The 21091-nt window shown below is 52.9% G+C and carries 16 protein-coding genes; 12 read left to right on the top strand and 4 right to left on the bottom strand.

The genetic code is table 11. The features are described from left to right. Positions 1-80: 80 nt before the first annotated feature. Positions 81-926, bottom strand: a complete 846-nt coding sequence (araC, locus tag SK32_RS12360) for an arabinose operon transcriptional regulator AraC (RefSeq protein WP_048212712.1) — start codon at positions 924-926, stop codon at positions 81-83. Positions 927-1265: 339 nt separating this feature from the next. On the opposite strand from araC, the gene araB reads away from it, so the two are divergent. The 3 genes from araB (at position 1266) to araD (ending at position 5289) form a co-directional block, all read left to right on the top strand. After that, positions 1266-2975 (top strand): ribulokinase, encoded by a 1710-nt coding sequence (gene araB, locus SK32_RS12365; protein ID WP_048212713.1) that lies wholly within the window; start codon positions 1266-1268, stop codon positions 2973-2975. A 10-nt stretch (positions 2976-2985) separates the two neighbouring features. Further along, positions 2986-4488: an L-arabinose isomerase gene (araA, locus tag SK32_RS12370; protein WP_048212714.1), complete on the top strand. Its 1503-nt coding sequence runs from the start codon at positions 2986-2988 to the stop codon at positions 4486-4488. Between the two features lie 105 nt (positions 4489-4593). After that, positions 4594-5289, top strand: a complete 696-nt coding sequence (gene araD / locus SK32_RS12375; RefSeq protein WP_048212715.1) for an L-ribulose-5-phosphate 4-epimerase — start codon at positions 4594-4596, stop codon at positions 5287-5289. A 42-nt stretch (positions 5290-5331) separates the two neighbouring features. Here the strand turns inward: araD and SK32_RS12380 are convergent, their stop codons facing one another. Continuing rightward, the gene (locus SK32_RS12380) at positions 5332-5715 is read right to left on the bottom strand and encodes a DUF4751 family protein (protein WP_048212716.1); all 384 of its coding nucleotides are present in this window, start codon (positions 5713-5715) and stop codon (positions 5332-5334) included. Positions 5716-6311: 596 nt separating this feature from the next. Between SK32_RS12380 and polB the strand changes: the two genes are divergently transcribed. The 3 genes from polB to rluA all read left to right on the top strand — a co-directional run bounded on the left by polB (position 6312) and on the right by rluA (position 12418). Then, positions 6312-8663, top strand: coding sequence for a DNA polymerase II (gene polB / locus SK32_RS12385; protein ID WP_048212717.1), 2352 nt, complete (start codon positions 6312-6314; stop codon positions 8661-8663). Positions 8664-8840: 177 nt separating this feature from the next. Then, positions 8841-11747: an RNA polymerase-associated protein RapA gene (gene rapA, locus SK32_RS12390; protein ID WP_048212718.1), complete on the top strand. Its 2907-nt coding sequence runs from the start codon at positions 8841-8843 to the stop codon at positions 11745-11747. A gap of 11 nt (positions 11748-11758) precedes the next feature. Then, positions 11759-12418: a bifunctional tRNA pseudouridine(32) synthase/23S rRNA pseudouridine(746) synthase RluA gene (rluA, locus tag SK32_RS12395; protein ID WP_003018849.1), complete on the top strand. Its 660-nt coding sequence runs from the start codon at positions 11759-11761 to the stop codon at positions 12416-12418. 95 nt (positions 12419-12513) lie between these two features. Here rluA and djlA read toward each other — a convergent pair whose 3' ends face one another. Continuing rightward, positions 12514-13329 carry a co-chaperone DjlA gene (gene djlA / locus SK32_RS12400; protein ID WP_048212719.1) on the bottom strand — a complete coding sequence of 272 codons (816 nt, stop codon included), beginning with the start codon at positions 13327-13329 and terminating at the stop codon, positions 12514-12516. Positions 13330-13586: 257 nt separating this feature from the next. Between djlA and lptD the strand changes: the two genes are divergently transcribed. Genes lptD through apaH form a run of 6 tightly spaced genes read left to right on the top strand, consistent with a single transcriptional unit; the run spans position 13587 to position 20333 of the window. Continuing rightward, positions 13587-15947 carry an LPS assembly protein LptD gene (gene lptD, locus SK32_RS12405; protein WP_048212720.1) on the top strand — a complete coding sequence of 787 codons (2361 nt, stop codon included), beginning with the start codon at positions 13587-13589 and terminating at the stop codon, positions 15945-15947. A gap of 54 nt (positions 15948-16001) precedes the next feature. After that, on the top strand, positions 16002-17288 hold the full coding sequence (gene surA / locus SK32_RS12410) for a peptidylprolyl isomerase SurA (RefSeq protein ID WP_048212721.1): 1287 nt from the start codon (positions 16002-16004) through the stop codon (positions 17286-17288). Beyond that, on the top strand, positions 17288-18280 hold the full coding sequence (pdxA, locus tag SK32_RS12415) for a 4-hydroxythreonine-4-phosphate dehydrogenase PdxA (protein ID WP_048212722.1): 993 nt from the start codon (positions 17288-17290) through the stop codon (positions 18278-18280). Before surA ends, pdxA begins: the two co-directional genes overlap by 1 nt. Beyond that, positions 18273-19094 carry a 16S rRNA (adenine(1518)-N(6)/adenine(1519)-N(6))-dimethyltransferase RsmA gene (gene rsmA, locus SK32_RS12420; protein ID WP_048212723.1) on the top strand — a complete coding sequence of 274 codons (822 nt, stop codon included), beginning with the start codon at positions 18273-18275 and terminating at the stop codon, positions 19092-19094. The genes pdxA and rsmA overlap by 8 nt, the downstream gene beginning before the upstream one ends. A 2-nt stretch (positions 19095-19096) precedes the next feature. Then, entirely contained in the window at positions 19097-19474 is a 378-nt protein-coding gene (gene apaG / locus SK32_RS12425; RefSeq protein ID WP_003018867.1) for a Co2+/Mg2+ efflux protein ApaG, read from the top strand. A 10-nt stretch (positions 19475-19484) separates the two neighbouring features. Beyond that, positions 19485-20333 carry a bis(5'-nucleosyl)-tetraphosphatase (symmetrical) ApaH gene (gene apaH, locus SK32_RS12430; RefSeq protein ID WP_048212724.1) on the top strand — a complete coding sequence of 283 codons (849 nt, stop codon included), beginning with the start codon at positions 19485-19487 and terminating at the stop codon, positions 20331-20333. Positions 20334-20429: 96 nt separating this feature from the next. Here apaH and folA read toward each other — a convergent pair whose 3' ends face one another. After that, entirely contained in the window at positions 20430-20909 is a 480-nt protein-coding gene (gene folA, locus SK32_RS12435) for a type 3 dihydrofolate reductase (RefSeq protein ID WP_003018873.1), read from the bottom strand. Positions 20910-21091: the final 182 nt, after the last annotated feature.

Consider the following 21091-nt stretch of genomic DNA (forward strand, 5'->3'; position numbering starts at 1 on the left):
CCCTTCTCAACTTCGTCAAGCCATCAATTGTCTGAATAGATTGCGAGTTATGACAACTTTCAGGACACATCATTCACTTTTTATTCACATCCGGCGCGAAACTCGCTCGGACTGGCACCGGTACATTTTTTGAAAACGCGCGAGAAATAGAGCTGGTCGTCGAAGCCAACATTGCGACCCACCGTAGCAATAGGCATACGGGTGGTACTTAGCAATAGCTTGGCCTGGCTGATACGCTGATCCTCGCGCCAGCTTAATACGCTGATGCCCAACTGTTGGCGGAACAGATGCGACAACCGGGACGGTGACAGGCAGACATGCTGCGCAACGCTGGCAATATCAAAATTACTGTCCGCCAGATGATCGCTGATGTACTGGCAGGCATCGCGCACGCGATTGTCCATGGGTGGGTGCAGCGATTCATTAATGGCGTCCATACGTCTGAGCAATAATTGCTCCAGCAGGTTTATCGCCAACAGTTCGGAATAGCGCCCTTCCCCCTGTCCGGCATGAATGATCTGTCCAAACAGTTCGTTAAAATGCGGCTGGTGCGCTTCATCCGGGCGGAAAAAACCGGTCTGGGCAAAGATTGCCGGCCAGGCCAGCCACTCCTGCCAGTAGGCGCGCGGGCGAAAATAAACCCACTGGTGATACCACTCGCTGGCATCAGGATGGCGTCCGTAGTGGTGAATTTCTCCGGGAGGAAATAGCAAAATATCCCCAGGACGACAGACAAACTGCTGGCCCTGATTATTGATAACCCCCTCGCCACGGATGGTGAGATTGAGGATGTAGCCCTTCATCCCCAGCGGCCTGTCGATAAAAAAATCCAGGTATCCGTTCGCCTCAATGGGGGTTAATCCGGCCACCAAATGCGCGTTAAACGAATAGCCTGGCAGCAGGGGATCGTTTTGCGTTTCAGCCATAATTTCAATACTCCCTAGGTTCTGCCAAGAAACAATTTGTCCATATTATGCCAGACATCATCGCCGTCGCCGCTGCGGGCCGCTGTGTTTGCGGTAATGGACCATCAACCCCGCTTGTGAAAAGCACTTTGTAAAAAACATGTCCCAAGCCAACGTCAAAATCGGCTAACAAAAGTGTCTATAACTACGGCAGAAATGTCCACATTGATTATTTGCACGGCGTCACACTTTGTGATGCCACAGCATTTTAATCCATAAGATTAGCGAATCCTGCCTGACGGTTTTTATCCCTGGTCACTACTGTTTATCCATACCCGTATTTTTGGATGGAGTAAAACGATGGCGATTACAATTGGCCTCGATTTTGGTAGTGATTCAGTACGCGCGTTGGCAGTAGAATGCGCCACCGGTGAAGAAATCGCCACCAGCGTAGAGTGGTATCCACGTTGGCAGGAAGGGCAATATTGTGATGGCCCGAACAACCAGTTTCGCCATCATCCGCGCGACTATATTGAATCGATGGAAGCGGCGCTGAAAACCGTGCTGGCCGAACTGAGCGCTGAACAGCGTGCGGAAGTGGTCGGAATTGGCGTTGACAGTACCGGCTCAACCCCGGCGCCCATTGATGCAGACGGTAACGTACTGGCGCTGCGTCCGGAGTTCGCTGAAAACCCGAATGCCATGTTTGTCCTGTGGAAAGATCACACCTCAGTCGAAGAAGCCGAAGAAATCACCCGCCTGTGCCACACACCGGGCAAGATCGATTACTCCCGCTATATCGGCGGCATTTATTCCAGCGAATGGTTCTGGGCCAAAATCCTGCATGTGACCCGCCAGGATGATGCGGTCGCAGAGGCTGCGGTTTCATGGATTGAGCTGTGCGACTGGGTTCCGGCCCTGCTCTCCAATACCGTACGCCCGCAGGATATTCGCCGCGGACGCTGCAGCGCCGGACACAAATCCCTGTGGCATGAAAGCTGGGGCGGTCTGCCGCCAGCCAGTTTCTTTGATGAGCTCGACCCCATCCTCAACCGCCATCTGCCATACCCAATGTTTACCGATACCGTCACGGCCGACCTGCCGGTTGGCACCCTGTGCGCCGAGTGGGCACAGCGCCTGGGGCTACCGGAAAGCGTGGTGATTGCAGGCGGCGCTTTTGACTGCCATATGGGCGCAGTCGGCGCGGGCGCACAGCCCAATACGCTGGTAAAAGTCATCGGCACCTCAACCTGCGACATTCTGATTGCCGACAAACACAGCGTCGGCGAACGCGCGGTGAAAGGCATATGCGGCCAGGTTGATGGCAGCGTAGTGCCTGATTTTATTGGCCTCGAAGCTGGCCAGTCCGCTTTCGGCGATATCTATGCCTGGTTTAGCCGCGTACTGAGCTGGCCGCTGGAGCAGCTTGCCGCGCAGCATCCGGAGCTGAAGACCCAGATTAAAGCCAGCCAAAAACAACTGTTGCCAGCGCTCACCGAAGCCTGGGCGAAAAATCCGTCGCTGGATCACCTGCCGGTGGTACTCGACTGGTTTAACGGTCGCCGTACGCCCAATGCCAACCAACGTTTGAAAGGGGTGATTACCGATCTCAATCTGGCCACCGACGCACCAGCGCTGTTCGGTGGGCTGATTGCCGCCACGGCCTTTGGCGCGCGCGCAATTCAGGAATGCTTCACCGAACAGGGCATTGCGGTTAATAACGTGATGGCGTTAGGTGGCATCGCCCGCAAAAACCCGATCATCATGCAGACCTGCTGTGACGTGCTGAACCGTCCGCTACAAATCGTTGCTTCCGACCAGTGCTGCGCACTCGGTGCGGCTATCTTCGCCGCCGTAGCCGCTAAGGTCCACGCGGACATTCCCGCCGCCCAACAAAAAATGGCGAGCGCCGTAGAAAAGACGATGCAACCTCGCCCAGAACAGGCTCAACGTTTTGAACAGCTTTACCGCCGCTACCAGCAATGGGCAGTAAGCGCTGAACAACAATACCTTCCGACTGCCATGCCGGCGCAAAAAACACCGGTAAACCAGGCAACCCTGACACATTAAGGACACGACAATGACGATTTTTGATAACTATGAAGTGTGGTTTGTGATTGGTAGCCAGCATCTGTATGGCCCTGAAACCCTGCGTCAGGTAACCCAACATGCCGAGCACGTCGTTAACGCACTGAATACTGAAGCTAAACTGCCCTGCAAACTGGTCTTAAAACCGCTGGGTACCTCGCCTGACGAAATCACCGCTATTTGTCGTGACGCCAACTATGACGATCGCTGCGCAGGGATGATGGTCTGGCTGCATACCTTCTCGCCGGCGAAAATGTGGATCAACGGCCTGGCGATCCTCAACAAACCGCTGATGCAGTTCCACACCCAGTTTAACGCCGCCCTGCCGTGGGACAGCATTGATATGGACTTTATGAACCTGAACCAAACCGCGCACGGCGGTCGTGAGTTCGGCTTCATCGGCGCACGTATGCGTCAGCAGCACGCCGTGGTCACCGGTCACTGGCAGGACAAACAGGCACACGAACGCATCGGCTCCTGGATGCGACAGGCCGTGTCCAAACAGGACACTCGCCATCTGAAAGTCTGCCGTTTTGGCGACAACATGCGCGAAGTTGCGGTCACCGATGGCGATAAAGTTGCCGCGCAGATCAAATTCGGCTTCTCGGTAAACACCTGGGCCGTGGGCGATCTGGTGCAGGTCGTGAACGCAATTAGCGACGGCGAAATCAACGCACTAATCGATGAGTATGAAAGCTCTTACACCATGACGGCGGCAACGCAAGTCCACGGTGAAAAACGTCAGAACGTCCTGGAAGCCGCCCGTATTGAACTGGGGATGAAGCGCTTCCTGGAACAGGGCGGATTCCACGCCTTCACCACCACATTTGAAGATTTACACGGCCTGAAACAGCTCCCGGGTCTGGCCGTACAGCGTCTGATGCAGCAAGGCTATGGCTTTGCTGGCGAAGGCGACTGGAAAACCGCCGCTCTGCTTCGCATCATGAAGGTGATGTCAACCGGTCTGCAGGGCGGCACCTCATTTATGGAGGATTACACCTACCACTTCGAGAAAGGCAACGATCTGGTACTTGGTTCGCACATGCTGGAAGTGTGCCCGTCCATCGCGGTGGAAGAGAAACCGATCCTCGACGTACAACACCTCGGCATTGGTGGTAAAGACGATCCCGCCCGTCTGATCTTCAACACCAAAACCGGCCCGGCCGTGGTTGCCAGCCTGATCGATCTCGGCGATCGCTATCGTCTGCTGGTTAACTGCATCGACACCGTACCAACCCCACATGAGCTGCCGAAACTGCCGGTGGCAAACGCACTGTGGAAAGCCCAGCCGGATCTGCCAACCGCATCTGAAGCCTGGATCCTTGCCGGAGGCGCGCACCACACCGTGTTCAGCCACGCGCTGGATCTGAACGACATGCGTCAGTTCGCTGAAATGCACGATATCGAGATCGCGGTGATCGATAACGATACCCGCCTGCCAGCCTTTAAGGACGCGCTGCGCTGGAACGAAGTGTATTACGGCTTCAAACGTTAACAACTGCCGGATGACGGCGTAAACACCTTATCCGGCCTACAAGAATGTGCGATTTGTAGGCCGGATAAGCGTAGCGCCATCCGGCAAGATTCATCGGAGAGCATCATGTTAGAAGATCTCAAACGTCAGGTACTGGAAGCCAATCTGGCGCTGCCTAAGCACAATCTGGTCACCCTGACCTGGGGCAACGTTAGCGCCGTCGATCGCAAACGCGGCGTATTTGTGATTAAACCATCCGGTGTCGATTACAGCGTCATGACTGCCGACGATATGGTCGTTGTCAGTATCGCAACAGGCGAAGTGGTGGAAGGCCAGAAAAAACCCTCTTCTGATACACCAACGCACCGCCTGCTGTACCAGGCATTCCCGACGATTGGCGGCATTGTTCACACCCATTCTCGTCACGCAACCATCTGGGCGCAGGCGGGCCAGTCAATCCCGGCCACGGGTACAACGCATGCGGACTATTTCTATGGCGCCATCCCCTGCACGCGTAAAATGACCGACGTCGAGATTAACGGCGAATATGAATGGGAAACCGGGAATGTGATCGTCGAAACCTTTGAGAAACAGGGGATTGATGCCGCACAGATGCCTGGCGTATTGGTGCATTCTCACGGTCCGTTTGCGTGGGGAAAAAATGCCGAGGATGCAGTACATAACGCGATTGTGCTGGAAGAAGTCGCCTATATGGGGATTTTCTGCCGCCAACTCGCACCGCAGTTACCGGATATGCAGCAAACGTTGCTGGATAAACATTACCTGCGTAAACACGGTGCTAAAGCCTATTACGGTCAGTAAAAAAAATACAAGCGCGTCCGGAAACAGCGACGCGCTCTCTTATTATTCGGTTATATATTCCGCAAACGCACTTCGATACACACAATTATTAGCACAAACGTATTTAATCACATTATCGTAATGTCCCAGTGCCTCTTCGCCATCCAGCGAATGAAAGAAAATATAATCTGCAATTGTTGACTGCCAGCGCTGGCCATTCAACAGATAATTAATAACCGTATCACGATGCCCATTTATTCTGTCCTGTCCCTGCCAGTGAAAGAAGGCATTCCCACGCTCAATAACCTCAGTACGCCAGATTTGTCCTGACCATGTTCTATACTCAATGTAGTGACTTACCGACTTAATGGTCGGGTTAGATAGCTGAGTATTAACAAATAAATAGTGATCATATCCCACCTGTAACGCCTGAGTATAAACATTCATAATACTACTCCATCACACAACGCACCCAAGCTATTGATATAAAGCATCCTAGCTACCAGATAAATATAAATTATATTAAGCGATAAAAATCAAATTATGCAGAGAGATATTCCCGACGAAATCGAACCGAAAATCCGTTTTTTATCCAGACAATAGCAATCCTTCAATATATTATATTCAACCTGACAACCAGAATGCTTTGATTAAAATAGTTACACTAACCATGAATAAAAACAAATAAAAAGAGCACAATTTTTTCTGAACCGAGGGATAAGTAACAGAATGGGTTAAGTACTATTCTGAAAATGTGAACAAAACGCCTGAAACGGACTATCAACTTATGAAAAATACACAATCAAAAAGCAGTAATTTAAATAAACAATCAAAACAGGCTAATCAAATAATTTACGGTGGTATAATCAGAAACTATATTCATATATTAAATAGTTCGACACTGAAAATTTGTACCCGAAAAGAATTTTACTGTCACTGCTACCGCATCATCCCGCGCCTGCCATCTTATAACTGTACAAAATGACAGTATAGTCGTGCAAACCAGGCTATACTAATTCCTGGTTTTTTGACGGATACACAGCGTGGCGCAGGCTGGTTTTATTTTAACCCGACACTGGCGGGATACCCCGCAGGGGACAGAGGTTTCATTCTGGCTGGCAACAGACAATGGGCCACTGCGGGTTACGCTTGCGCCACAGGAATCCGTCGCGTTTGTCCCCACACACCAGACGCCTCGCATAACGTCATTATTACGTACAGAGAACGGCTATCGTCTGACGCCACTTCAGTTACAAGATTTCCACCGCCAGCCCGTTTCGGGCCTGTATTGCCGTTCGCACCGCCAGCTTATGCGGCTGGAAAAACTGCTGCGTGAAAATGGTGTGACGGTTTACGAGGCCGATGTGCGTCCACCAGAACGTTATCTGATGGAACGCTTTATTACCTCCCCGGTTTGGGTCGAAGGCGACAAGCATGACGGAACGCTGATTAATGCGCGGCTGAAGCCGAACCCGGACTACCGACCACCGTTAAAATGGGTATCGCTGGATATCGAAACAACGCGTCACGGCGAGCTGTATTGCATCGGCCTTGAAGGTTGCGGGCAGCGTAATGTCTATATGCTCGGCCCGCCGAATGGCGATGCCTCCCGGCTGGATTTTGAACTTGAGTACGTCGCCAGCCGCCCGCTGTTGCTGGAAAAACTTAACGACTGGATTGCCTGTCACGATCCCGATGTGATAATCGGTTGGAACGTGGTGCAGTTCGATTTACGCGTCCTGCAAAATCATGCTGAACGTTATCGTATCCCACTGCGTTTTGGTCGCGACAACAGCGAACTGGAGTGGCGTGAACACGGTTTTAAAAACGGTGTTTTTTTCGCGCAGGCCAAAGGGCGTCTGATTATTGACGGCATTGAGGCACTCAAATCCGCATTCTGGAATTTCTCGTCATTCTCGCTGGAAACGGTATCGCAGGAACTCCTTGGCGAAGGGAAGTCGATCGATAATCCCTGGGACAGAATGGACGAAATTGACCGCCGTTTTGCTCAGGATAAGCCCGCTCTTGCCACTTACAACCTCAAAGACTGTGAGCTGGTCACGCGTATTTTTCATAAAACCGAGATCATGCCGTTTCTGCTGGAACGTTCGACGGTAAACGGTCTGCCTGCCGACCGGCACGGTGGTTCGGTTGCCGCTTTCGGACACCTCTACTTGCCGCGGATGCACCGCGCCGGTTACGTTGCGCCCAATCTGGGGGAAGTTCCCCCTCATGCCAGCCCCGGCGGCTACGTGATGGACTCGCGCCCAGGCTTATACGACTCGGTACTGGTGCTGGATTATAAAAGCCTGTACCCCTCAATAATTCGTACTTTTTTAATCGATCCGGTGGGGCTTATCGAAGGGATGGCGCAGCCGGATCCGGAGCACAGCACCGAAGGGTTCCTTGACGCCTGGTTCTCACGTGAAAAGCACTGCCTGCCGGAAATCGTTACCCGGATCTGGCATGGGCGCGATGAAGCAAAACGCCACGGGAATAAGCCGCTCTCGCAGGCGCTGAAAATCATCATGAACGCATTTTACGGCGTACTTGGCACCACAGCTTGTCGCTTCTTTGATCCGCGCCTGGCCTCGTCGATCACCATGCGCGGCCATGCGATCATGCGCCAGACTAAAGCGCTGATAGAAGCACAGGGTTACGATGTCATCTATGGCGATACTGACTCGACCTTTGTCTGGCTCAAAGGTGCGCACACGGAAGAGAATGCCGCCAGAATTGGTCGTGAGTTGGTGAGCTATGTCAATAACTGGTGGGCGCAATCGCTGAAGCAGCAAAATCTGACCAGCGCGCTGGAATTGGAGTTTGAAACCCATTTTTGTCGCTTCCTAATGCCGACCATTCGCGGTGCCGATACCGGCAGCAAAAAACGCTACGCCGGGATGATTCAGGACGGTGCTGAGCAACGAATGGTGTTTAAGGGACTGGAAACGGTACGAACCGACTGGACACCGCTGGCCCAGCAGTTTCAGCAGGAGTTGTACCTGCGAATTTTTCGTAACGAGCCCTATCAGGAGTTCGTTCGCGAGACTATCGACCGTCTGATGGCGGGTGAACTGGATGAACAACTGGTGTACCGTAAGCGTCTGCGCCGCCCGTTGAGCGAATATCAGCGGAATGTTCCGCCGCACGTTCGCGCCGCACGTCTCGCCGATGAGCAGAATGTCAAACTGGGGCGTCCGCCGCAGTATCAGAATCGTGGAACGATTAAATATGTCTGGACGACAAATGGCCCAGAACCTGTTGATTATCAGCAATCTGCACTCGATTACGAGCACTATCTGACTCGCCAAATCCAACCGGTTGCCGAGGGAATTCTTCCCTTTATTGATGATAATTTTGCTACACTACTCACAGGACAACTGGGGTTATTTTGACGCGTGACGAAACCGCCGCCATCCAGTACCATAGCGCCCTTTCCATTCCTGGACCCATTTAACACCACTACCACTGATTTATTAGCCTGGTAGCGGGGTCGTATGCTCTCAAAACCTCGGGCTCGCCCGAAAAATGACGAGTATTGCCTGCAATTAAAGATATAGAGCCGAACACATATGCCTTTTACACTTGGTCAACGCTGGATCAGCGATACAGAAAGCGAATTGGGACTTGGTACCGTTGTCGCCATGGATGCGCGAACCGTCACTTTACTTTTCTCATCGACGGGCGAAAACCGTCTGTATGCGCGCAGTGATTCCCCCGTGACCCGCGTGATGTTCAATCCTGGCGATACGATAACAAGCCATGAAGGCTGGCAACTGCATGTCGATGAAGTAAAAGAAGAAAACGGCCTGCTTGCTTATATCGGAACTCGCCTCGATACCGAAGAAACTGGCGTCATGCTGCGTGAAGTGCTGCTCGACAGCAAGCTGGTGTTCAGTAAACCGCAGGATCGCCTGTTTGCTGGCCAGATTGACCGTATGGACCGCTTCGCACTGCGCTATCGTGCGCGTAAATTTCAAAGCGAGCAGTACCGCATGCCGTGGAGTGGCCTGCGCGGTCAGCGCACCAGCCTGATCCCACACCAGCTTAACATCGCCCACGATGTCGGCCGCCGCCATGCGCCTCGCGTGTTACTGGCAGACGAAGTTGGCCTAGGCAAAACCATTGAAGCCGGGATGATCCTGCATCAGCAACTGCTGTCTGGTGCTGCCGAGCGCGTACTGATCATCGTTCCTGAAACTTTACAGCACCAGTGGCTGGTCGAAATGCTGCGCCGTTTCAACCTGCGTTTCGCGCTGTTCGATGACGAACGCTATGCGGAAGCGCAGCACGACGCCTACAACCCGTTTGAAACTGAGCAACTGGTTATCTGCTCTCTGGACTTTGCCCGTCGTAGTAAACAACGTCTGGAGCATCTGTGTGATGCGGAATGGGACCTGTTGATTGTCGATGAAGCCCATCACCTGGTATGGAGCGAAGATGCGCCCAGCCGCGAGTATATGGCCATTGAACAGCTGGCAGAGCGCGTGCCGGGTATCCTGCTGCTGACCGCAACGCCGGAACAACTCGGCATGGAAAGTCACTTTGCGCGTTTGCGCCTGCTGGACCCAAGCCGCTTCCACGATTTTGCCCAGTTCGTTGAAGAACAAAAAAATTATCGCCCGGTTGCCGATGCGGTTGCCATGCTGCTGGCTGGCAACAAGCTGAGTAACGATGAGCTAAACATGCTCGGCGACATGATTGGCGAACAGGATATTGAGCCGCTATTACAGGCTGCGAACAGCGACAGTGATGACGCCCAAAGCGCGCGTCAGGAACTGGTTTCGATGCTGATGGACAGACACGGCACCAGCCGCGTGCTGTTCCGTAACACCCGTAATGGTGTGAAAGGCTTCCCGAAACGCGAACTGCATACCATCAAGCTGCCGCTGCCAACCCAATACCAGACAGCCATCAAAGTATCGGGCATTATGGGCGCACGTAAGAGCGCGGAAGATCGCGCTCGCGACATGCTCTACCCCGAACAGATTTATCAGGAATTTGAAGGTGATACCGGTACCTGGTGGAACTTTGATCCGCGCGTTGAATGGCTGATGGGTTACCTGACCAGCCACCGTTCACAGAAAGTACTGGTGATCTGCGCGAAAGCCACCACCGCGTTGCAACTTGAGCAAGTGCTGCGCGAGCGCGAAGGTATCCGCGCCGCCGTGTTCCATGAAGGGATGTCGATCATTGAGCGCGACCGTGCCGCCGCCTGGTTTAGCGAAGAAGATAGCGGTGCCCAGGTGATGCTGTGTTCTGAAATCGGCTCAGAAGGCCGTAACTTCCAGTTCGCCAGCAATCTGGTGATGTTTGACCTGCCGTTTAACCCGGACCTGCTGGAACAACGTATCGGCCGTCTGGATCGTATTGGTCAGGCGCATGATATTCAGATTCACGTCCCGTACCTGGAAAAAACCGCGCAATCCGTACTGGTGCGCTGGTACCACGAAGGTCTGGATGCGTTCGAACACACCTGCCCGACCGGCCGTACCATCTACGACACGGTCTATAACAATCTGATCGGCTACCTGGCTGAGCCAGAAAATACCGATGGCTTTGACGATCTGATCAAAACCTGCCGCGAACAGCATGACGCGCTGAAAGCACAGCTGGAGCAAGGTCGCGATCGTCTGCTGGAGATCCACTCTAACGGCGGTGAAAAAGCGCTGGCACTGGCTGAGAGCATTGAAGAGCAGGACGACGATACCAGCCTGATCGCCTTCGCCATGAACCTGTTTGATATCGTTGGTATTAATCAGGATGACCGTGGCGACAATCTGATCGTGCTGACCCCGTCCGATCATATGCTGGTGCCTGATTTCCCTGGGCTGCCGGAAGATGGCTGCACCATTACGTTTGAGCGTGATGTCGCTCTGTCGCGTGAAGACGCTCAGTTTATTACCTGGGAGCATCCGTTAATCCGTAATGGTCTGGATCTTATCCTCTCTGGTGACACCGGCAGCAGCACCATTTCGTTGTTGAAAAACAAAGCATTACCGGTCGGAACTCTGTTGGTTGAGCTGGTGTATGTGGTTGAAGCGCAGGCGCCGAAACAGCTGCAGCTGAACCGCTTCCTGCCACCAACGCCGGTACGTATGCTGCTGGATAAAAACGGCAATAACCTCGCTGCACAGGTTGAGTTCGAAACCTTTAACCGTCAGCTCAGCGCCGTTAACCGCCACACCGGCAGTAAACTGGTCAACGCCGTGCAGCAGGACGTTCATGCTATTCTGCAACTCGGTGAAGCACAGGTGGAAAAATCAGCCCGCGCGCTGATCGACGCGGCGCGTAAAGAAGCGGACGAAAAACTGACTGCGGAACTCTCCCGTCTGGAAGCGCTGCGTGCCGTTAACCCGAACATCCGTGATGACGAACTCAGCGCAATTGAAAGCAACCGTCAGCAGGTGATGGAAAGCCTGGATCAGGCGGGCTGGCGTCTGGATGCCCTGCGCCTGATCGTCGTGACGCATCAGTAACGGAGCCATACATGGGGATGGAAAACTACAATCCGCCGCAGGAACCCTGGTTGGTCATCCTGTATCAGGATGAGCACATTATGGTGGTCAATAAGCCGAGCGGTTTGTTGTCTGTGCCGGGTCGTCTGGATGAGCACAAAGACAGCGTGATGACGCGTATTCAGCGCGACTATCCGCAGGCTGAATCCGTCCATCGTCTGGATATGGCCACCAGCGGCGTGATTGTAGTCGCGCTAACCAAAGCGGCAGAGCGCGAGCTAAAACGCCAGTTTCGCGAGCGCGAACCGAAAAAACAGTATGTTGCACGCGTCTGGGGGCATCCCGCTCCGGCCGAGGGTCTGGTTGATTTACCGCTGATTTGCGACTGGCCGAACAGGCCAAAGCAAAAAGTGTGTTATGAGACCGGAAAATCCGCGCAAACAGAATACGAAGTTGTGGAGTTTGCCGCGGATAATACCGCCCGGGTGGTGCTCAAACCCATTACCGGACGCTCCCACCAGTTGCGTGTACATATGCTGGCTTTAGGGCATCCAATCCTCGGCGACCGCTTCTATGCTCCGCCGGAAGCGCTGGCGTTAGCGCCGCGCCTGTTGCTGCATGCAGAGATGTTAACCATCACGCATCCCGAATACGGCAACAGTATGACGTTTAAAGTCCCGGCGGATTTTTAAATTCTGAGCCAATTTATGCCGGGAGCGCTTCGCTTGCCCGGCCTACATTCATTAACGTAGGCCGGATAAGGCGCTAGCCGCATCCGGCAATTCAATCACTTGAATCCTTTTTGCTCCTTAATCAGCTCGTAAGCCTTTTGGATTTCCTGCGCTTTTTGCTTCGCCATTTCCATCATCTCTGGCGGCAGACCTTTCGCGACCAGTTTGTCCGGATGGTGCTCGCTCATCAGCTTACGGTAAGCGCGCTTTATGGTAGTCGCATCATCGGTCGTTTTCACACCCAGCACATTACAGGCGTCTTCCAGCGTCGGGCCGCGTTGCGCCTGCTGCCAGCCACCGCCGCCAGACTGCTGCTGATATCCGCCGCCAAACTGCGCGCCGCCCTGCATCATGCGCAGGAACTGATCAAATTGGGCTCGTGAGATCCCCAACTCTTCAGCAATCACATACAGCACTTCACGCTCGTTAGGATGTAACGACCCATCGGCAAATGCCGCCTGGATTTGAATTTCCAGAAACATGCGGATCAGATCGAATCGACCAAAACAGACGCTGCGAAACTGACGCATCTTTTCACGTAATGGATAATTATCCGATTTTCCTACCCGGAAGGCGTGTTGTGCAGCCGTTCGCGAGTCACCGTGCAAATTCATCCGATCCATCAACTGGCTGGCGATATGAATATCGGCTTCCGTGACGCGACCTTTGGATTTGGTCAGATGCCCCATCACCTCAAAAGTGGTGGCAAAAAAAAGCGCCTGGCGTTCACGTTGGTTGGCAAACCACGCCATTTTGCGCATGCGGGCTTTGTCGAACATGTGGCCAACTAACAGCCCCAGAACCACACCCCAGAAGCCGCCACCCATCATTAAGGCCACGGCTACACCAATTATCTTTCCCCAATACTGCATAGACTCCCCAAATCTTTATGCTCTCAGCCAGGCTATGTCCCACAATATATAAGGTGCTTTTACCGATTTACGGCTGCGGTCAATTGTGGGACATCGCCTATAATTTGCATTATCATACCTGTCATTCAATGCCGTGCCTAACACCACGGATGCCTAAATGGGCAGGATTAACACTAGCGCAGTGAAGATGAGATAAGTTAGGCTGTGACCGTTTGTCACGCGCGACGCTACTGATGATGGAACAATAAATACAACGTATGAAAAAACGTATTCCCACTCTTCTGGCCACCATGATTGCCAGTGCCCTCTATAGCCATCAGGGCCTGGCAGCCGATCTCGCCTCACAGTGCATGTTGGGCGTGCCGAGCTATGACCGTCCTCTGGTACAGGGCGAGACTAATGAATTACCCGTCACCATCAATGCCGACAACGCTAAAGGGAATTATCCCGATGACGCGGTGTTTACCGGCAACGTGGACATCGCACAGGGTAACAGCCGCCTGCAGGCCGACGAAGTACAGCTTCATCAGAAGCAGGCTGAAGGCCAGCCGGAGCCAATACGTACCGTCGATGCGCTGGGCAACGTCCATTATGATGACAATCAGGTTATTCTGAAGGGACCGAAGGGTTGGTCTAATCTGAATACCAAAGATACCAACATCTGGGAAGGTGATTACCAGATGGTGGGCCGTCAGGGGCGCGGGAAAGCGGACCTGATGAAACAGCGCGGTGAGAATCGCTATACCATTCTGGAAAACGGCAGTTTTACCTCCTGTCTTCCGGGTTCCAATACCTGGAGCGTCGTCGGTAGTGAAGTGATCCATGACCGTGAAGAACAGGTCGCTGAAATCTGGAACGCCCGTTTTAAACTGGGCCCGGTTCCGGTGTTTTACAGCCCCTATTTGCAGCTACCTGTCGGCGATAAGCGCCGTTCCGGTTTCTTGATCCCGAACGCAAAATACTCCACCAAGAACTATTTTGAGTTCTACCTGCCATATTACTGGAATATCGCGCCCAACATGGACGCCACCATTACGCCGCATTATATGCATCGCCGTGGCGGCGTGATGTGGGAGAACGAATTCCGTTACCTGACCCAGGCGGGCGCAGGTCTGATGGAACTCGACTACCTGAATTCCGACCGGGTCTACGACGACGAACATCCGAATGATGATAATTCACGCCGCTGGCTGTTTTACTGGCAACACGCCGGTGTGATGGACCAGGTGTGGCGTTTCAACGTCGACTATACCAAAGTCAGCGACTCCAGCTACTTTAATGATTTTGACAATAAGTACGGTTCCAGTACCGACGGTTATGCGACACAGAAATTCAGCGTCGGCTATGCGGTGCAAAACTTTGATGCAACGCTCTCAACTAAACAGTTCCAGGTCTTTGACGATCAGAACAACAGCAGTTATTCCGCTCAGCCACAGTTAGACGTCAACTTCTATCAGAATGACGTTGGTCCATTTGATACCCGTATTTATGGACAGGCGGTGCATTTCGTCAATACCAATGACGACATGCCAGAAGCGACGCGTGTTCACCTTGAGCCGACCATCAACCTGCCGCTATCCAATCAGTGGGGGAGTATCAACACTGAAGCGAAACTGATGGCGACGCACTACCAGCAGACCAATCTGGACTGGTATAACAACAATCCGAGTAACGTAAATAAACTCGACGATTCCGCTAACCGCGTCATGCCGCAGTTCAAAGTTGACGGTAAGCTGGTCTTCGAACGTGATATGGAAATGCTGGCGCCAGGCTATACCCAGACACTGGAGCCGCGTGCGCAGTATTTATATGTGCCGTATCGCAACCAAAGTCATATCTATAACTATGACTCTTCCCTGCTGCAATCTGACTACAGCGGCCTGTTCCGTGACCGCACCTATGGCGGCCTGGACCGTATTGCCTCCGCAAACCAGGTAACGACAGGTGTCACATCTCGCGTTTATGATGACGCGGCCATTGAACGTTTTAATATTTCTGTGGGTCAAATCTACTATTTCACCGAGTCTCGCACTGGCGATGACAACATTAAATGGGAGAATGACGACAAAACCGGTTCACTGGTATGGGCTGGCGATACTTACTGGCGCATCTCCGATCGTTGGGGTTTACGCAGTGGGATACAATACGACACACGTCTGGACAGTATCGCCACCAGCAGCAGCAGCATCGAGTACCGTCGCGACGAAAACCGTATGCTGCAGTTGAACTACCGCTATGCCAGCCCGGAATATATCCAGGCGACCCTGCCGTCGTATTACTCTACGGCAGATCAGTATAAAAACGGGATTTCTCAGGTGGGTGCAGTGGCGAGCGTGCCGATCGCTGAGCGTTGGTCAATCGTCGGAGCTTACTACTTCGATACCAATGTGAACAAAGTGGCGGATTCCATGCTGGGCTTACAGTACAACTCCTGCTGTTATGCCATTCGCGTCGGCTATGAACGTAAGCTGAATGGTTGGGATGACACCCAGAAACACGCGGTATATGACAACTCGATCGGCTTTAATATCGAACTGCGCGGCCTGAGCTCTAACTATGGTCTTGGCACCAACCAGATGCTGCGTTCGAACATTTTGCCGTATCAAAGCTCTTTATGATCTGATTGATTTACAACGTAATCCGCATTGCGGTTAATTGATAATGGAAAAAGTATGAAGAACTGGAAAACGCTGCTTCTCGGTATCGCCATGGTCGCGAATACCAGTTTCGCTGCCCCACAGGTAGTCGATAAAGTCGCAGCCGTCGTCAATAACGGCGTCGTTCTGGAAAGCGACGTCGATGGCTTAATGCAGTCAGTAAAACTGAACGCGGGTCAGGCAGGTCAGCAATTACCGGACGATGCCACGCTGCGTCATCAGATCCTGGAGCGTTTGATCATGGATCAAATCGTTCTGCAGATGGGTCAGAAGATGGGCGTAAAAATCTCTGATGAACAGTTAGATCAGGCCATCGCCAATATTGCCAAGCAGAACAATATGACGCTGGATCAAATGCGCAGCCGTCTGGCTCAGGATGGTCTGAGTTATTCGACCTATCGCAACCAGATCCGTAAAGAGATGACCATCTCTGAAGTGCGTAATAATGAAGTTCGCCGTCGCGTCACGATCCTGCCACAGGAAGTTGATGCCCTGGCGCAGCAGGTCGGCAACCAAAATGATGCCAGCACCGAACTGAACCTGAGCCACATTCTGATCCCACTGCCGGAAAACCCAACTTCCGATCAGGTAAACGAAGCGGAAAGTCAGGCGCGTTCAGTGGTTGATGAAGCACGTAATGGTAGCGATTTCGGCAAACTGGCCATCACTTATTCTGCCGATCAGCAGGCGCTGAAAGGCGGCCAGATGGGCTGGGGACGCATTCAGGAACTGCCGGGCATCTTCGCCCAGGCGTTAAGCACCGCGAAAAAAGGCGATATCATCGGCCCAATTCGCTCTGGTGTCGGCTTCCATATCCTGAAAGTCAACGACATGCGTGGCCAAAGCCAGAGCATCTCCGTGACTGAAGTTCATGCCCGCCATATTCTGCTGAAACCGTCGCCGATCATGACCGATCAACAGGCGCGTCTGAAACTGGAACAAATCGCGGCAGATATTAAGAGCGGTAAAACCACCTTTGCGGCAGCGGCTAAAGAGTTTTCTCAGGATCCGGGGTCTGCCAACCAGGGCGGTGACCTGGGTTGGGCTGCAGCCGATATTTTCGATCCGGCTTTCCGCGATGCGCTGACTAAACTTCATAAAGGCCAGATGAGCACCCCGGTGCACTCCTCATTCGGCTGGCATCTTATCGAGCTGCTGGATACGCGTAATGTTGATAAAACTGACGCGGCACAGAAAGACAGAGCTTATCGCATGCTGATGAACCGTAAATTCTCGGAAGAAGCAGCGACCTGGATGCAGGAACAGCGCGCCAGTGCGTACGTTAAAATTCTGAGCAACTAATGACTCAAATTCAACGTGTTGTGATCACTCCCGGCGAACCTGCCGGGATTGGTCCGGACCTTGTGATCCAGCTTGCACAGCGCGAGTGGCCGGTAGAACTCGTTGTTTGTGCTGATGCCACGCTACTCCGTGACCGGGCAGCCATGTTCGGTTTACCGCTCTCGCTCCTTCCCTACTCTCCAGATATCCCAGCCCAACCACAATCAGCGGGTACGCTGACGCTATTGCCGGTTGCGTTGCGCGCGCCTGTCGTCGCGGGCCAACTGGCGGTAGAGAATGGGCAATATGTAGTCGACACGCTGGCTCGCGCCTGCGATGGTTGTCTGCAAGGTGAGTTTGCGGCGCTGATTACCGGTCCGGTTCACAAGGGCGTCATCAATGACGCTGGCGTCCCGTTTACCGGGCATACCGAGTTTTTTGAAGAGCGTTCACAGGCGAAGAAGGTTGTCATGATGCTGGCAACCGAAGAGCTGCGTGTTGCCCTGGCGACCACACATCTGCCGCTTAAAGCCGTTGCTGAAGCCATTACCCCGGCATTATTGCGAGAAGTAATCGGTATTCTGCATCATGATCTACGCACTAAGTTTGGCCTGAACGATCCGCGTATTCTGGTGTGCGGCCTTAACCCGCATGCCGGTGAAGGCGGTCATATGGGAACGGAAGAGATAGACACCATCATCCCGGTACTGGATGAACTGCGTGCGCAGGGGATGAAATTAAACGGTCCACTGCCCGCAGATACGCTGTTTCAGCCTAAATATCTCGACCACGCGGATGCCGTGCTGGCAATGTACCACGATCAGGGCCTCCCCGTGCTAAAATACCAGGGATTTGGTCGCGGTGTGAATATCACGCTGGGCCTGCCCTTTATTCGCACATCCGTCGATCACGGTACCGCGCTTGAACTTGCGGGACGTGGACAAGCAGATGTCGGCAGTTTTATTACGGCGCTTAATCTCGCCATCAAAATGATTGTTAATACCAATGAATAATCGAGTCCATCAGGGCCATTTAGCCCGTAAACGTTTCGGGCAAAACTTCCTCAACGATCAGTTTGTGATCGAAAGTATTGTCTCTGCTATCAACCCGCAGAAAGGTCAGGCCATGGTCGAAATCGGCCCGGGCCTGGCTGCATTGACCGAACCTGTAGGCGAACGTCTGGACAAGCTCACGGTCATTGAGCTGGACCGCGATCTCGCCGCACGCCTGCAAACGCACCCGTTTTTAGGGCCGAAGCTGACTATTTATCAGCAAGATGCCATGACCATGAACTTCGGTGAGCTTTCACAAACGATGGGTCAGCCGCTGCGCGTATTTGGCAACCTGCCGTACAACATCTCCACGCCGCTGATGTTCCATCTTTTTACCTATACTGATGCCATTGCCGACATGCATTTCATGTTGCAAAAAGAGGTGGTCAATCGTCTGGTTGCAGGGCCAAACAGTAAAGCGTATGGTCGATTAAGCGTCATGGCGCAATATTACTGTAATGTGATCCCGGTGCTCGAAGTTCCACCGTCGGCTTTCACACCAGCACCGAAAGTAGATTCCGCCGTTGTACGCCTGGTCCCTCACGCGACGATGCCGTACCCGGTTAAAGATGTTCGCGTCCTGAGCCGCATTACCACCGAAGCGTTTAATCAGCGCCGTAAAACGGTACGTAACAGCCTCGGTAATCTGTTCAGCGTTGAAGTGCTGACAGAGTTGGGCATTGACCCGGCAATGCGAGCGGAAAATATCTCTGTCGCGCAATACTGCCGGATGGCTAACTATCTGTCAGAAAACGCGCCTTCGAAGGAGAGTTAAGCATGATCAATTCGCCCCGAGTGTGTATTCAGGTACAAAGCGTCTACATTGAGGCGCAATCCTCACCTGATGATGAACGTTACGTTTTTGCTTATACCGTGACTATCCGCAATTTGGGGCGAGCGCCAGTGCAGCTGTTGGGGCGTTATTGGTTGATAACCAATGGTCATGGGCGCGAAACCGAAGTTCAGGGTGAAGGTGTGGTTGGCGTTCAGCCCCATATCGAACCTGGCGAAGAGTACCAGTACACCAGCGGCGCCGTTATTGAAACGCCGCTGGGCACCATGCAGGGTCATTACGAAATGATCGATGAGCAGGGCATCGCCTTTACTATCGATATTCCCGTATTCCGACTTGCCGTTCCAACACTCATTCATTAAAACAATTTCTATGGCGACATACCTTATTGGCGACGTTCACGGTTGTTACGATGAACTGGTAGCCTTGCTGCATCAGGTAGACTTTACCCCTGGAAAAGACACCCTATGGCTCACCGGCGATTTGGTCGCGCGTGGGCCGGGTTCGCTGGACGTTTTGCGCTACGTGAAATCACTGGGCGACAGCGTGCGGTTAGTATTGGGTAATCACGATTTACACCTGCTGGCCGTATTTGCTGGTATCAGTCGTAATAAACCTAAAGACAGGGTCACATCGCTGCTCGAAGCACCTGATGCCGACGAATTACTCAACTGGCTCCGCCGTCAACCGCTGTTGCAGGTAGACGAAGAGAAAAAACTGGTCATGGCGCACGCTGGCATTACCCCTCAATGGGATTTGCAGACCGCGAAAGACTGCGCACGGGACGTAGAAGCCGTGCTGTCGAGCGACTCGTATCCGTTTTTTCTTGATGCGATGTATGGCGACATGCCGAACAACTGGACCCCGGAGCTGACGGGGCTGGCGCGCCTGCGTTTTATTACCAACGCGTTTACCCGCATGCGTTACTGCTTCCCCAATGGTCAACTGGATATGTACAGCAAAGAGTCACCAGAAGACGCACCTGCCCCGCTGAAGCCGTGGTTTGCCATTCCTGGACCTGTCAGTGAAGCGTACAGCATTGCATTCGGGCACTGGGCATCGCTGGAGGGTAAAGGCACGCCAGAAGGTATTTACGCGCTGGATACGGGGTGTTGCTGGGGAGGCGATCTCACCTGTCTGCGCTGGGAAGACAAACAGTACTTTGTGCAGCCATCAAATCGCCATCTGAATCTGGATCCTGGTGAAGCGGTCAACGCCTGAGAGATTTATGCCTGATGACGCTACGCTTATCAGGCCTACACTTGGCACAAGAGTAGGCCGGATAAGGCGTTTCGCAGCCATCCGGCATTTACAGGATTAACGACGCTCCAGAATCTCGAAGCAGTAGCTGTGAGAGTTTTGCGCGTCGGCATCATGGAACTCACTGAAAACAGACTCCCAGTCATCCGGTTCGTAGTCCGGGAAATGCGTATCCCCTTCGACTTCAGCATCAATGTGCGTCAGATACAGCTTCTGCGCTTTTGGCAGGAACTGCTCATACACGCGCCCACCGCCAATCACCATAATCTCTGGTTCATCACCGCAGGCCGCAATGGCTTCATCAACAGACTTCACCCACTGCACACGATCGTCGGTGCCAGGCTTGCTGCTGATGACGATATTTTTACGCCCAGGTAACGGTCGCCCGATGGATTCCCAGGTGTGGCGTCCCATGACAACCGGCTTGTTTAAGGTATTACGTTTAAACCAGGCGAGATCGGCAGGGAGGTTCCACGGCATGGCGTTCTCCATACCGATGACGCGATCTACCGCTAACGCCGCAATCAGACTGATCATTGAATATTTCCCGGATACAAAAAAATTGTCGCCACTATACGGAAAGCGCAATCTTTCGTCGACTGGCGGAAAGAGGATGAACAGGAAAATTTTCCGTTCTGCTGGCGAACCGACCTATTTAAGGTGGTACGCCAGCATTACAGTAGTTCAAAAACAGCCAATTAGCAGTAAAGTTTGCAGAA

It is taken from the genome of Citrobacter sp. MGH100 (assembly GCF_001034465.1).
Classification (GTDB): Bacteria; Pseudomonadota; Gammaproteobacteria; order Enterobacterales; family Enterobacteriaceae; genus Citrobacter; species Citrobacter youngae.